The organism is Cupriavidus sp. CER-90, assembly GCF_057652055.1.
On the sequence record NZ_JBYGYM010000001.1, the window covers coordinates 781,216 to 794,488 of the forward strand.

Genomic DNA, 13,273 nt, shown 5'->3' on the forward strand with positions numbered 1-13,273 from the left:
AGGTCTGGAAGCGGAGCGGGCCGGCGGCGCCGGGGCCGCTCCGGGAGGATGGCATTACCGCCAGGGCCGGTCGTACGCGCCCTGCGTCACCTGGTCGCCCTCGGCATGACGGCCCAGCGTGGCCTGCCAGTCCTGGCGTGGGACAAACCGCTTCGGGTCGCGGCACGCATCGTCGATGGCCGCACGCAGCACGCCCACCACATCGGCCACATAGCGCGGGCTGCGCTGGCGGCCTTCGATCTTGATGGCCGCGATGCCGATATCGATCAGCGACGGCAACAGCGACACCGCGTTGAGGCTGGTCGGTTCCTCCAGCACGTAGCCGCGCTCGTCTTCCACGGTGAAGCGGCCCTTGCATAGCGTGGGGTAGCCGGCCGGCTCGCCCGGCGCATAGCTGTCGATCAGGATGCCCGACAGCCGCGCATGCATGGTGCCGTCCTGCTCGTCCCACCGCACCGCATGGGCCGGCGAACAGACGCCCTTGTTATTGGGGGAATCGCCCGTGGCATACGAGGACAGCAGGCAGCGGCCCTCGGCCATCACGCACAGGCTGCCAAAGCCAAAGACTTCCAGTTCGACATCGGTCTGCCGGGCCAGGCGGGCAATCTGGGGCACGGACAGCACCCGGGGCAGCACCACCCGGCGGATGCCGAACTGCTCGCGCATCAATTCGATGGCGTCGGCATGCGTGGCCGAGCCCTGTACCGACAGATGGATGCGCAGCGACGGGTGCCGCGTCGCGGCGTAGGCGATCAGCCCGGCATCGGCCATGATCACGGCATCGGCGCCCAGGGCGGCAGCGGCGTCCACGGCATGGTGCCAACGCTCCACGTGGCCCATCTGGGCAAACGTGTTGATGGCGAACAGCACCTCGGCGCCACGCGCATGCGCTTCGGCAACGCCGGTGCGGATATCGTCCTCGCTGAAGTTCAGGCCGCCGAAGTTGCGGGCATTGGTGGCATCGCGCAGGCCCAGGTAGACCGCGTCGGCGCCGTGCTGGAGCGCCATGCGCAGCGCCGCGAGCGATCCGGCCGGCGCTACCAGTTGAGGGCGGCGAACAGCGGTCGCCGTAGATTGTGTCATCGCGTGATGATCCGGGAAGGGGAACCCCCGGATGCTAGCGATTCAGCGAGATTGGGCCTTTGACCCTACGCAAACGTTTGAGAACGATCAACGCGCCGCCACGGTGTGCGTAGCCAATGCCGGCGCGCCCAGCCTGGCCGAAAGCCGGTCGGCCAGCGCGCGCACCTGCTGGCCGATGCGCTCGCCCGTGACCGTATCGATCTCGCTGGTCAGATAGCTGACGGCAATGGCGCCGGCGGCGCGGGCGGCCTGGGCGTCGAACACCGGCGCGCCGAAACAGGTCATGCCCTCGCGCATCTGGCCGTTGTCGACCGAATAGCCCATCGCCCGCACCTGCTGCAGTTCGGCGGCCAGCGCGTCCGCCGAGGCCACGCTCGCCCGGGTGAGCGGCGCCGGCAGGCCGTCGGCGAACAGCCGCTGCACCTCCGCGGCCGGCAGCGTGCTGAGCATGGCCTTGCCCGTGGCCGTGTATGGCGCCGGCAGGCGCATGCCGATGCGGAAGGTCACGCCCAGCGGGCGGTCGCCGTTCTGGCAGGCCAGATAGACCACTTCGTCCCCTTCCAGCATCGACAGCGTGACCGTGGCGTCATGGAACGCGTCGGTCTGATCCCACAGCGCGCGGAATTCCTCGGTGATCTGCGTCTGCGCCAGGAACGCGCTGGCCCAGGTCATCACATGCGGACCCAGCGCCATCGCCCCGCCGGGCAGCCGCTTGACCAGTTGCAGTTGCACAAGCGTGTCGCACATGCCATGCAGCGAACTCTTGGGCGCCCCGGTCAGCCGGGTCAGATCGGCCAGCGTCAAGGGATCGGACGACGCGGCGATGGCATCGAGCACCTGCACGGCCCGTACCACGGCAGGCGACGTGGGCCGGCTGGCGGCGTTGCCGAGGGCATCGGAATCGGTGGCGGTGGCGTAGGCGGATTTGGGCATGGATGACACTCGCTGGCAGGGCGCGCAGACGGCACGCGCCTGCACCATACGGAACGCGAACGCCCTACTGGCGGTCTGCCCGGCATGGGCGTATGATCGGGGCATCGTTCGACATACAGAATATAGTTCAATCTATTGAACGCAGGCAAGCGATTTCATCGGCCAGCCTGTATTCGTGACTTCGGGGAAATTCGCCATGCAATTCAAGGATCCTTCACTGTTTCGCCAGCAGGCCTATGTGGACGGCCAATGGCTGTCTGCCGATTCGGGCGCCACGTTCGATGTGACCGATCCGGCCACGGGCGAGGTCATCGCCAAGGTGGCCGACCTGGGCGCCGACGAAACGCAGCGCGCGGTCGCGGCCGCCGAAGTGGCCCAGAAAAGCTGGGCCGCGCTGACCGGCAAGGCACGCGCCAGCATTCTGCGCCGCTGGTTTGACCTGATGGTGGCCAATACCGACGACCTGGCCTACCTGATGACCCGCGAGCAAGGCAAGCCGCTGGCCGAGGCCAAGGGCGAGATCGCCTACGCCGCGAGCTTTATCGAATGGTTCGCCGAGCAAGCCAAGCGCGTGGACGGCGAGGTGCTGGCCAGCCCCGCCGCCGACAAGCGGCTGGTCACGCTGCGCCAGCCGGTGGGCGTCTGCGCCGCCATCACGCCCTGGAACTTCCCCGCCGCCATGATCACGCGCAAGGCGGCGCCGGCCCTGGCCGCGGGCTGTGCCATCGTCATCAAGCCCGCCGAACTGACGCCGCTGTCGGCGTTTGCGCTGGCCGAACTGGCCCATCGCGCAGGCGTGCCGGCCGGCGTGCTGCAGGTGGTGACCGGCGACGCCAAAACCATCGGTGCCGTGCTGACGGCCAGCCCGATCGTGCGCAAGCTGTCGTTCACGGGCTCGACCGAAGTGGGCCGCATCCTGATGGCGCAGTCCGCCCCCACGGTCAAGCGCCTGTCGCTGGAACTGGGCGGCAACGCGCCGTTCATCGTGTTTGACGACGCCGATGTCGATGCCGCCGTCGAAGGCGCCATCGCGGCCAAGTACCGCAATGGCGGCCAGACCTGCGTCTGCGCCAACCGCTTCTATATCCAGGACGGCATCTACGATGCCTTCGCCGCCAAGTTCGCCGAGCGCACCAGCCAGCTGCGCGTGGGCAATGGCCTGGAAGACGGCGTGGTGATCGGACCGCTGATCGAGGACGCCGCCATCGACAAGGTGGTGTCGCTGATGGACGACGCCACGTCCAAGGGCGCCCGCGTGCTGACCGGCGGCGGCAAGCACAAGCTGGGCGGCACGTTCTACACGCCCACCGTGATCACGGGCGCCACGGCAGACATGCGCGTGGCGCGCGAGGAAATCTTCGGGCCGGTGGCGCCGCTGTTCCGCTTCAAGACCGACGCCGAGGCCGTGGCCGCCGCCAATGACACCGAGTTCGGCCTGGCGGCCTACCTGTACACGCGCGACATCGCCCGCGCGTGGCGTACCGGCGAGGCGCTGGAGTACGGCATGGTGGGTCTCAACACCGGCCTGATCTCGAACGAGGTGGCGCCGTTCGGCGGCATCAAGCAGTCGGGCGTCGGCCGCGAAGGATCGCGCCACGGCATCGAGGAATACCTCGAGATCAAGTATCTTTGCCTGCAGATGTAAGGTTGCCACGCGTGGCTCCCCTCACCCGCGGCGGGAGAGGGAAGCCCCCAAAAGACTCATACCGGAGACATCATGAACCCGTTTCGCTTCCAGACCGTCCCGACGGTCGTCGTCGAATCCGGCGCGGCGCGCCGGCTGGGCGCGCTGCTGTGCGAGGCGTTCCCGCAGGCGCGGCGCCTGTGCGTGATCACCGATGGCTTCCTGGCCAGGAGCGGGCTGCTGACGCCGGCGCTGGAAGACCTGGGCAAGCATGACTGGCAGGTGACCGTGATCGACGACGTTGTTGCCGATCCGCCCGAGCATGTCGTGCTGGAAGCCACCGAACGGGCCCGGCAGGCCGATGCCGAAGTGGTACTTGGCCTGGGCGGCGGCTCCTCGATGGACGTGGCCAAGCTGATTGCCGTGCTGCTGCCGGCCACCCAGTCCATCAAGGACATGTATGGCGTAAAGAAGGTCACCGGCACGCGGCTGCCGCTGGTGCAGATGCCCACCACGGCGGGCACGGGGTCCGAAGTCACGGCCGTGTCGATCGTCACCACGGGCGAGACCACCAAGATGGGGGTGGTGGCGCCGCAGCTGTTTGCCGACCTGGCCATTCTGGATGCGGAACTGACGCTGGGCCTGCCGCGCGGCGCCACGGCGGCAACCGGCATCGACGCGATGGTCCATGCAATCGAGGCCTACACCAGTGCGCACCTGAAGAACCCGGTCTCCGACATGCTGGCCGTACGGGCGCTGGAACTGCTGTCGCAGAACCTGATGCGCGCCTGCGACAACGGCCACGACCTGGCTGCGCGCGAGGCCATGCTGCTGGGCGCGATGTTCGCCGGCCAGTCGTTCGCCAATGCTCCGGTGGCGGCCGTGCATGCGCTGGCCTATCCGATTGGCGGCATCTTCCACGTGGCGCACGGCCTGTCCAACGCGCTGGTGCTGCCGCACGTGATGAAGTTCAATGCGCCTGCGGCATGCAAGCGGTATGGCGAACTGTGCGACGTCGTGCTGCCCGGCACCACCGGCAGCGACGAGACCAAGACGGCCGCCCTGATCGCCCACATCGAGGGCCTGGTCGAGGCCACCGGCATTCCACGCACGCTGCGCGAGGTGGGCGTCAAGGCGCCGGACCTGAACCGGCTGGCCAGCGATGCCATGCTGCAAACGCGCCTGCTCGTCAACAATCCGCGCGAAGTCACCGAGGCCGACGCGTTCGCGATCTACCGCGCGGCGTACTGAGCCAGCCCCGCGCCGGCCCGCCAGATGGCGCCTCGCAGGCATGGGCCGCAGGCGTCGTCTTATTCCTACACCCATATCAGCCCCTGCCCGCCTCTGGCGCGAGTGGTGCTGTCCTAACCTGCAAATAACAGGGACAGCCGCGCGGCGGCCCCAAAGCCGCAGCGTCGGTAGCACCACAACAAAGGAGCGCACTATGGGTATCGGCACCATTCTTCTGATCGTCCTCGTCCTGCTATTGATTGGCGCACTGCCAACGTGGCCCTACAGTTCCGGCTGGGGCTACGGGCCAAGCGGCGGCCTGGGGCTGATCGTCATCATTGTCGTGCTCCTGGTTGTGTTGGGCCGGATCTAGCCGATCCGGGGCATTCACCGCGAACCGAAGGAGATCGACATGCCAGCCAAATCCAAGGCACAGCAGATGGCGGCCGGAGCCGCCTTGTCAGCAAAGCGCGGCGAGCGCAAGGCCAGTTCGCTCAAGGGGGCATCGAAGTCGATGGCCAAGTCGATGAGCGAAGGGGAACTGAAGAAGATGGCGAGTACCAAGCAAAAGGGCAAGCCCACGCACAAGACCAAGAGTTAGGCCTGGCCGGCCTTCGGCACACGCCGCGGCGGGCGCCCCCTTCGGCAGGACAAGGGGGCGTTCCCCTCGCGGCGTTTTCACGTCTTCCGCCTGCCCTCACCCCGTCCGCTGGCACTTGCCCACAAAGCCCGGCAGGCGCCTGGCCTTGCTGCTTCGCGCAAGCTGGATGGCCTGGATCATCGCGCGTGCGAAGCCTGGAATGCTCTCCATGTCTTCCGCCACGTGCCGGCGAAAAAACCCCGCCCATTGAAAATCGCCATAAGCGTTGCCCGGCTTGCGGTAGGCGCCGGCATTTCGCGTAAACGCCGCCAGGCTGCGATATGGGTCGTCGCGCATGCCCATGACCGTGGGGGGCAGGTCCTTGGACGACAGGTGTTCGCCGTGTTCGTCGTAAGGATGCAGATGGCCCAGTTCGCGCATCCGCTTCCAGAACTTGCCCGGCGCCAGGTGGCTCAGATCGTCGATGATGGCCACGGGGGCCTCGTGCCAGCCAAGCTCTAGCCACGCGCGGGCCCAATGGTGGTGGTCGGCGATATACAGCGCGCCGCCCGGACCGGCGATGGTCTGGATGCGGTGCGCTTCCAGAAAACGCTTCTGCGCCGCGTTGCTGCGCGGCCGGGCCGAAACGTCCATCTTCTCGTGCACCTGATACATTCCCAGCGTGATCTGGGTGGGCCGGAGCGTGTCGAGCTCGGCCGTGGCATGCGTCACCATCGGCGCGTCTTCCAGGGTCAGTTATGACTGGCGACCTGCCGGTCGACGTAGTGTTCGAGTTCGCTGCCCGGGTCCTCGTTGCCCGTGCTGTCCTCGGCCACGGCTTCCTGCGCCACCGGCGCGGCGTGCGCGGGACGCGCATCGCCATCGGCACCCTTGGCTGCGCCCTGACCCGGGATCGGCCAGCATTCGCCCTCGGCCGCATCCAGCAGCGCAGGGGCACGTGCGGGATCGAAATCGGCCCACTGGCCGCCTTCCCACTTGCCCTTGGCCTCCTCGCAGTCGCACGCCCCGCCTTCACGCAGCACGTCCAGCGCCTCGTCGCGGCGCTCGCCCTTGGCGCGGGCCGCCAGCAAGACGCCCGGCGGCCGGGCGCCGCCCGGGTCCACGGACATGATCGACACGTCCCACACGGAAAAGCCGCGCGCATACAGCTTCTGCGCAGCCTGCTCGGCATCGGGGATGGACGCGAAGCGCCCGGCAACAATCGAAGACATGAAGTTTCTCCCTGTGTTCAGGCGTTGACGACTTCGCCGCCGTTGATATGGAGGATCTGTCCGGTGATATAGCTTGCCGCATCGGACGCCAGGAATACGTAGCCCGCCGCCACTTCGAATGGCTGCCCCGGACGACCCATTGGCGTTTTCTTGCCAAACTCGGCCACTTCCTCGGCGGTAAAGGTCGAGGGAATCAGTGGCGTCCAGATCGGGCCCGGCGCCACGCCGTTGACGCGGATGCCGCGCTCCACCACCTGCAGCGCCAGCGACCGCGTAAAGGCCACGATGGCGCCCTTGGTAGCAGAGTAGTCCAGCAGATGCGCACTGCCGCGATACGCGGTGACCGATGTCGTATTGAGGATCACGCTGCCCTGCCCCAGGTGCGGCAGGGCCGCACGCGTCACATGGAACATCGCGAACACGTTGGTCCGGAACGTGCGCTCCAGTTGGGCGGCGCTGACGTCTTCCAGCGATTCCTGCGGATGCTGCTCTGCCGCATTGTTGACCAGTACATCGAGCCGGCCGAACGTCTTCAGCGTGTCGGCCACCACCTTGTCTGCGTGTTCCACCTCGCCAATATCGCCGGCGATGGCCAGCGCGCGCTGCCCGGCCTCGGTGACCAGCCTCTCGGTCTCTCGCGCATCGGCCTGCTCGTCAAGGTAGGCGAAGGCAACATCGGCGCCCTCGCGGGCGAATGCCACGGCGATGGCACGGCCGATCCCGCTGTCGCCGCCGGTTACCAGCGCAACCTTGCCCTTCAGGCGCCCGCTGCCGACATAGTCGTCGGCGCCGCTGTCGGGCTTGGGCACCATTTCGTTTTCAAGGCCGGGCTGGCGGTCCTGATGCTGGGGCGGGAGTTTGCTTGGGGTGGACATGGGCGCTTCCGGTGCGATGATCAATGCAGACATGCGGCGCAAATTCCGTGCCGCGTCGCCGAACGTTGGCGGCCCTTTCGCGGCGCGCGTCTGGCGGACCTCCGGCGAACGCGTCGGCGCGGCTGGCGCCCCGGAGATGCGTAACGGTTACAAGGCGTGGCAACGATTGCCAAGGCCACGCACGGTCGAGCCGGGGCACGGCACAAACCTTGCTGCTTCCCGGCCAGTTCCTGCTCCGGAGGCCCGATACCCATGGCAAAACGCACGAGGCGGCTTGGCAAGGATGCGGCACTGATGGTGCCCATCGCTCACCTGCGTCCCACGCAGATCACCGTGGGCGCGTACCACGTCGCGCAGAAGATGCATGTCACCCGCCGGCTCGACCATGCCGACTTGCCGGCCTTTCTGGACCAGCACCGCGTGCATGTCGTGATCGGTCCCGAGCAGACGCTGTATATCGTCGATCATCACCACTGGGTGCGCGCATGGCTGGACATGGGCATCGACATGGTGCCGGCCCTTGTGCGCAACGACTTGAGCCACCTGTCGGTCCGCAAGTTCTGGAAGCGGATGACCGACGACCACATGGTCCACCCTTACGATGAACGCGGGCGGCGCCGGCCGATCAGTGAATTGCCGGTCGACGTCCACAGCATGCGCGACGACCCGTACCGCAGCCTGGAAGCATTCGTCCAGCTGGCCGGCGGCTATCGCAAGGTCAAGACCGCCTATTCCGACTTTCGCTGGGCCGACTTCTTCCGCAATCACATCAAGGGCCCGCTGGATACCCACCACACGTTTGCGGCCGCCCTGGCCAAGGGTCTGCAGCTCGCGACGAGCCCGAAGGCGCGCGACCTGCCCGGCTATCTCGGCCCCTGCAAAAAGACGCGTGGCAAGGCGTGATGCCGATCCGTCCGCGGTCGTCGGGAGGCAGCCGTCAGACGCCAGACGTCATTCGGCCGCCCTGCGCCCCGCGCCGACCCGTGCCTGCGCCCGCGCATTGTCGCGTGCCAGCGTGAGCACGCAGCACAGCAGCAGGTAGGCGCGCTTGAACTCGCCTGCCGCCTCGCGCGGGTTGCCCCGGCGAGCGTGGCGAAAGCCTGCGTCCAGGCGCGCCTCGATGCTGCGTTCCACATCGGGCTGCGTGTACAGCGACCGCGTACGGTTCTGCCACAGCGCCATGGTCGCGGTATGCCGGCCGTCGAGCGCGGCGGGCGAAAGCGCCTCGTCGTCCTTGCCCAGCACCAGCCGCATCTCGCACAACGCCTGCATCAGCACGCGTGCCTGGCGCAGGTCGTTGCCGCGCGGCGCGCGCACCGAGGCGCCTTTGCCATGCTGCGCCTTGGCGGCGAGCCGGGCTGGGGAGATCCGCCGCGCCATACGGCCGGAACCGGCTGCGCTGAGGTCGCCGGCAACGTCGGCGACATCGGCGACATCGGATGTGAGGGAATTTCCAGCAGTGGAAAGCGACTGACGCGTTTCCGTGAGAAAGGTTGCCGGGCTGCTGCTGTCAGCCTCGAGATAACCGATGACTGCGTGTTCCACCTTGCGCCTCGATTGCTATGCGTGTTCTGCTTGTTGTCGGTACAAGGAATCAATGCAATTGCCGTGCCGGTTGAAGCCGCGCGGCTGCGCGCCCCTTGGCTCCCCGCTACGCCGCCCGGCGGGCCGTCCCCGCGAGCGTGGCGGTACTTTCCAGCAGCGCCAGCAACCGCGCCTCGTCGGTACGGAGGCGCGCCGCTGTACGCGGTGCCGGTAAAGCCTGCAATGCGTCGGCCATGAATGCAGCCAGCACGTCAGGATGCACATAGCACTTGCGGCAGACCGCCACCGTGTTGCGCAGCCGCTGCGCCACGCTGCGAATCACCTCCACCATCGCCTTCTTGCGTGCCGCCTCGGTATCGGCGCGGGTCTTGCGCAGCAGCGCCAGCGCATGCACGCTGCCCGCCCAGGTGCGGAAGTCCTTGGCCGTGAACTCGCCGCCCGTCACCTCGTGCAGATAGGCGTTGACATCGGCCGAGCCGATCTCGCGTACCTCGCCGTCGCTGTCCTTGTACTTGAACAACTGCTGGCCCGGCAGGTCCGCGCAATTGCGCACCACCCGCGCCAGCCGCGCGTCGTTGACCGACACGTCATGCGTGACGCCGCTCTTGCCGGTGAACTGAAAGCGCAGGCGGCTGCCTTGCACGGCCACGTGCTTGCGCTTGAGCGTGGTCAGCCCGTAGGTGCGGTTCTGGGCTGCGTAGCGCGGCGTCCCCACGCGCACCAGCGTGGCGTCCAGCAGCGTCACCACGGCGGCCAGCACCTTCTCGCGCGGCATGCCATTGCGTGCCAGGTCGCGGGCCACGCGGCGGCGCAGATGGGGCAGCGCCTGCCCGAAGGCCATCAGCCGCGCGTACTTGTCGGCGTCGCGCAGCGCGGCCCAGTCGGGGTGATAGAGATACTGCTTGCGGCCACGCGCGTCGCGGCCCGTGGCCTGCAGGTGGCCGTCGGGGTCCAGGCAGATCCAGACCGATTCGTAGGCGGGCGGAATCGCCAGCGCATCGATGCGCGCCTGTGTGACGGCGTCCACGCGTTTGCCGTCAGGCAGGACATATGTGAAGCCCTTGCCTGTACGCCGCCGGGAGATGCCCGGCTCCCTGTCGTCGACGTGATGCAGCCCCGCCTTGCGCAAGGCTGCATCGAGCGAAGGGGTCTGGGTGTCGGGCTTGGCGACGGTGGTCGGGCTCATGTGCATGCGCCTACGCATGAGCCATGCCATCAAGGGCCGGGCCGCCGAACAGGGTGACGGCCCCAAGGCTTGAACTTTTTACCGATCGAAACTGACGCAGCCAGCCTGCTTTGCAAATTTCGTCGCCGAACGGGAATGCTTCTTGCGCGCCTGGCTTGCGTACATGCCGCCCATCCATCTCGCCGAAAGGCAAATGAAGGAGCCCCGTCATGCCCGAACATCGCAAGCCAGAACACCCACCCCGGCGATGGCCACGCCACGTGGCCGCCGCTGTCATCGCCCTGTGCGGCGCCGCAGCAATGTCGTTGGCTCTTGCTGCACCCCCGGGCGCGCCCCCGGCCGCACCCCCCGCCGCACGGTCCGCCCCCGATACACCGCTGGCACCGACCCCGCCCACACCGGCCAAACCGCCCGCCGTGTCGCTGTCCACCGACGACCTGCGCTTTGTGGATGAAGCGCAGATGACGAGCCACATGGAGATCGCGGCCAGCGAAATGGCGCTCGAAGTGTCGAAGGATCCGAAGGTCCACGCCTTCGCGCAGCAGATGTTGAAAGCCCACAAGGAGGCGCTGGGCACATTGCGCCGCATCGCCGCCGACAAGGGCATCACGCCGCAGGATCGCGTGCCGGAGGCGCCGGAGTTGACCCGGCTGAAATCGCTCAAGGATGAAGAATTCGACCAGGCCTATATCCGGACCATTGGCATCGACGCGCACGAGCAGGCCGTGCTGCTGTTCCAGAACCAGGCTACGCGCGGCAAGGACCCTGCCCTGCGCGCCTTTGCCGCCCGCATGCTGCCGGCGCTGCGCGACCACCTGAACCAGGCGCGTGCGATGGACCGGCGCGTGACGGCCCGCCGGTGATCCGCGGTCAGGCGCCGCGCCCAGCGGGCGGCTGCGCGGCAATGACCTGAGGGTCGTTCTCGTCGTCGTCGCCGCTGGCCAGCATCGCCTCGCGCGCCTTGTCCTCGCCGCCGTCACCGTTGCGCTCGGGCTCCAGCCCGTCGTCGTGATGCGGGGTCTTCGGCGCGGTCGATGCCTTCGACGGCCGCGCCGCCACAGCGGGCCCGGTACGGGCCTCGGTCACCATCTCGCGCAGCCAGCCCAGCAGCAGCTTGGTATAGGCACGCTGGCTGTCCTCGCTGGTCAGGCCGTGGTCGGCGCCCTTGAGCACGCGGTAGGTGATCGAACTGGCCTGGATGCAGGCATCGACGTAGCTCAGCACCGCCGTGTGCGGCACGATATTGTCGTGCTGCGAGGCCACCACCAGCACATCGCCCTTGAAGTTGGTGCAGGCACGCAGCGCGCGATTGGTGTCGGCGGCCACCACCTTGCGGCGGTAGGCCACCAGGTCCTGATCGCGGTGCAGCTGCCGTTTGGGCGACTCCCAGCCTTCGTCCATGTACAGCGCCGGGGCACGAAACGCGAGCCAGCGCACGGGCCTGAGTTCGCACAGCACCGCGGCCAGGTAGCCGCCGTAGCTGCTGCCCACCACCGCAATGGCGTTGCGGTCCACCTCGGGATGCCGCACCAGCATGTCATAGGCGGCCAGCACATCGGCCAGGTTGCGCATGCGGCTGACCGTCTCGTATTGCGAAGACGTGCCGGCGTGTCCGGTCAGGTCGAAGGTCATGCAGACCGCGCCCAGGCCGGCCACCTCGCGGGCGCGGGCCAGGTACTGCTGCTGGCTGCCACCCCAGCCATGCACGAACAGCACGCCGGGCAGCTTGGTGGCGGGCGAGATCACGGTACCTGCGATCATCCCCCCTTCGGTATGGATCTGTATCGATTCTTCATGCGTGGCCATCGGATGTGGACTCCAGTCTTGCGTATTTGGTCAGTGCGCCGACACTGCGGTCTTCTCCCTGAAAATAGACGTCCGCGTCGTCGGGCACGGTGGCGTCCTCGCCGTAGATCTCGCGTGTACACGCCGTCGCGCGCACGCATTGCGGATCGTCGCGGAACGCGGCCAGCGCCGCCAGTTCCGCGCCCGTGGCGCCGCCCACGCGCCACGACTGTTCCAGCACGCCCAGCCGGGGCCGGCCGTTGTCGGTGCCGAACGCCACATCGTAGTTGCAGCGCGACATCACCGAACCGGGAAAGCACTCGATGGCCGCCGCGTGATAGGCCAACGCGGCCTGCACGGCGTCGCGCTGGTGGACTTCGAGCGGATGGGTCAGCAGATCTTCCAGCGTGCCACGGACCACACGCAGCGTGGACCCGCCATAGACCTTGCGGCCGGTATTGTCGGGAGTCAGGTCCTGCGTGCCGCAATAGCTGGCGCACAGGTCGCCGATCTGTATCTGCCCCACGCTGAACGTGATCACGTCGTCGAGATTGCGCTCCAGCACCAGCCCTTCGCGCTTCACGCGCTCCGCGTCCAGCGCCTGCAGCGCGTGGTCCAGCTCCGCCTCGGTGGCCACCACCTGCTGGCCAAGGCCGCCAATCCCGCACGGTTCCTTGATGCGGACCTTGCCATCGCGGAGCATTGCCCGTGCGCCACGGCTGGCGTCGTCGATCGAGAACGCCGTGAAGCCGGGCAGCACGTGCGCGTGTATGCGGGCCGCGAACGTGTCGCTCCACCCGGCGGGGACGGCAGCGTCGGGCGCCACCCGCCCGTGCGAGATCGCCTTGGTGGCGATGAACGCATGCGGCACCACACCGCCCAGCAGGTCGTCCGCCCCGGCGATGCCAAGCTGGCGCGCGCTGTCGACGCCGGTCAGCGTATCGGCCGGCACGAAGTAGAGCCGGCCATCCGCGGGCCGGTGCGTGGCCGCGTCGTAGCTGCCGGCAAACGTGAAGCCGGCAAGCCTGGCCACCCGCTGGGCAATGCCCTTGAGCGTGGCGCCCTGGTGGCTGCCCGGGTCATCGCAATCGGCGCGGCCGTACACCACCACGCGGACGTCGCGTGGCTGCGGATCGGGGGCCGGGGCGGTATCCATGGCCACCGAGGTCGCTGCTGCATCGGGAGTCGGGGTTGCCAAGT

Annotated in this window: 16 protein-coding genes; 6 read left to right on the forward strand and 10 right to left on the reverse strand. The window is 67.9% G+C overall.

The window, feature by feature from the left end; all coding sequences use genetic code 11:
• Positions 1-54 precede the first annotated feature (54 nt).
• Both ubiU and AC24R4_RS03485 read right to left on the reverse strand, forming a co-directional pair.
• Positions 55-1,083, reverse strand: coding sequence for a ubiquinone anaerobic biosynthesis protein UbiU (gene ubiU / locus AC24R4_RS03480; protein WP_487522238.1), 1,029 nt, complete (start codon positions 1,081-1,083; stop codon positions 55-57).
• An 87-nt stretch (positions 1,084-1,170) separates the two neighbouring features.
• The gene (locus AC24R4_RS03485) at positions 1,171-2,016 is read right to left on the reverse strand and encodes an IclR family transcriptional regulator (RefSeq protein ID WP_487522239.1); all 846 of its coding nucleotides are present in this window, start codon (positions 2,014-2,016) and stop codon (positions 1,171-1,173) included.
• A 196-nt stretch (positions 2,017-2,212) separates the two neighbouring features.
• Here AC24R4_RS03485 and AC24R4_RS03490 point away from each other — a divergent pair, with 196 nt between their 5' ends.
• The 4 genes from AC24R4_RS03490 (at position 2,213) to AC24R4_RS03505 (ending at position 5,471) form a co-directional block, all read left to right on the forward strand.
• Entirely contained in the window at positions 2,213-3,661 is a 1,449-nt protein-coding gene (locus AC24R4_RS03490; RefSeq protein WP_400396208.1) for an NAD-dependent succinate-semialdehyde dehydrogenase, read from the forward strand.
• A 72-nt stretch (positions 3,662-3,733) separates the two neighbouring features.
• Positions 3,734-4,891 carry an iron-containing alcohol dehydrogenase gene (locus AC24R4_RS03495; RefSeq protein WP_400396210.1) on the forward strand — a complete coding sequence of 386 codons (1,158 nt, stop codon included), beginning with the start codon at positions 3,734-3,736 and terminating at the stop codon, positions 4,889-4,891.
• Between the two features lie 193 nt (positions 4,892-5,084).
• Complete coding sequence (locus AC24R4_RS03500; protein WP_092598422.1) at positions 5,085-5,243, forward strand: DUF3309 family protein; 159 nt, start codon at positions 5,085-5,087, stop codon at positions 5,241-5,243.
• A 39-nt stretch (positions 5,244-5,282) separates the two neighbouring features.
• Complete coding sequence (locus tag AC24R4_RS03505; protein WP_153946014.1) at positions 5,283-5,471, forward strand: DUF3008 family protein; 189 nt, start codon at positions 5,283-5,285, stop codon at positions 5,469-5,471.
• Between the two features lie 96 nt (positions 5,472-5,567).
• Here the strand turns inward: AC24R4_RS03505 and AC24R4_RS03510 are convergent, their stop codons facing one another.
• The 3 genes from AC24R4_RS03510 to AC24R4_RS03520 are packed head-to-tail and all read right to left on the reverse strand — an operon-like array spanning position 5,568 to position 7,557.
• On the reverse strand, positions 5,568-6,185 hold the full coding sequence (locus tag AC24R4_RS03510; protein ID WP_487522240.1) for a ParB-like protein: 618 nt from the start codon (positions 6,183-6,185) through the stop codon (positions 5,568-5,570).
• Between the two features lie 17 nt (positions 6,186-6,202).
• On the reverse strand, positions 6,203-6,682 hold the full coding sequence (locus AC24R4_RS03515) for a hypothetical protein (protein WP_487522241.1): 480 nt from the start codon (positions 6,680-6,682) through the stop codon (positions 6,203-6,205).
• 17 nt (positions 6,683-6,699) lie between these two features.
• Positions 6,700-7,557: an SDR family oxidoreductase gene (locus AC24R4_RS03520; RefSeq protein ID WP_487522242.1), complete on the reverse strand. Its 858-nt coding sequence runs from the start codon at positions 7,555-7,557 to the stop codon at positions 6,700-6,702.
• A gap of 252 nt (positions 7,558-7,809) precedes the next feature.
• On the opposite strand from AC24R4_RS03520, the gene AC24R4_RS03525 reads away from it, so the two are divergent.
• A complete protein-coding gene (locus AC24R4_RS03525; RefSeq protein WP_487522243.1) occupies positions 7,810-8,460 on the forward strand; it encodes a ParB-like protein in 651 nt (216 codons plus the stop codon).
• Between the two features lie 48 nt (positions 8,461-8,508).
• Here the strand turns inward: AC24R4_RS03525 and AC24R4_RS03530 are convergent, their stop codons facing one another.
• The 3 genes from AC24R4_RS03530 to AC24R4_RS03540 all read right to left on the reverse strand — a co-directional run bounded on the left by AC24R4_RS03530 (position 8,509) and on the right by AC24R4_RS03540 (position 10,499).
• Entirely contained in the window at positions 8,509-9,102 is a 594-nt protein-coding gene (locus AC24R4_RS03530; protein WP_487522244.1) for a hypothetical protein, read from the reverse strand.
• 106 nt (positions 9,103-9,208) lie between these two features.
• Positions 9,209-10,294 carry a DNA topoisomerase IB gene (locus tag AC24R4_RS03535; RefSeq protein ID WP_487522972.1) on the reverse strand — a complete coding sequence of 362 codons (1,086 nt, stop codon included), beginning with the start codon at positions 10,292-10,294 and terminating at the stop codon, positions 9,209-9,211.
• Between the two features lie 4 nt (positions 10,295-10,298).
• A complete protein-coding gene (locus AC24R4_RS03540; RefSeq protein ID WP_487522245.1) occupies positions 10,299-10,499 on the reverse strand; it encodes a hypothetical protein in 201 nt (66 codons plus the stop codon).
• Positions 10,500-10,587: 88 nt separating this feature from the next.
• Between AC24R4_RS03540 and AC24R4_RS03545 the strand changes: the two genes are divergently transcribed.
• A complete protein-coding gene (locus AC24R4_RS03545; protein ID WP_487522246.1) occupies positions 10,588-11,151 on the forward strand; it encodes a DUF4142 domain-containing protein in 564 nt (187 codons plus the stop codon).
• A gap of 7 nt (positions 11,152-11,158) precedes the next feature.
• On the opposite strand, the gene AC24R4_RS03550 is transcribed toward AC24R4_RS03545, so the two are convergent.
• A complete protein-coding gene (locus AC24R4_RS03550; RefSeq protein ID WP_400397259.1) occupies positions 11,159-12,094 on the reverse strand; it encodes an alpha/beta hydrolase family protein in 936 nt (311 codons plus the stop codon).
• A complete protein-coding gene (locus tag AC24R4_RS03555; RefSeq protein WP_487522247.1) occupies positions 12,081-13,271 on the reverse strand; it encodes a DUF3182 family protein in 1,191 nt (396 codons plus the stop codon). The genes AC24R4_RS03550 and AC24R4_RS03555 overlap by 14 nt, the downstream gene beginning before the upstream one ends.
• Positions 13,272-13,273: the final 2 nt, after the last annotated feature.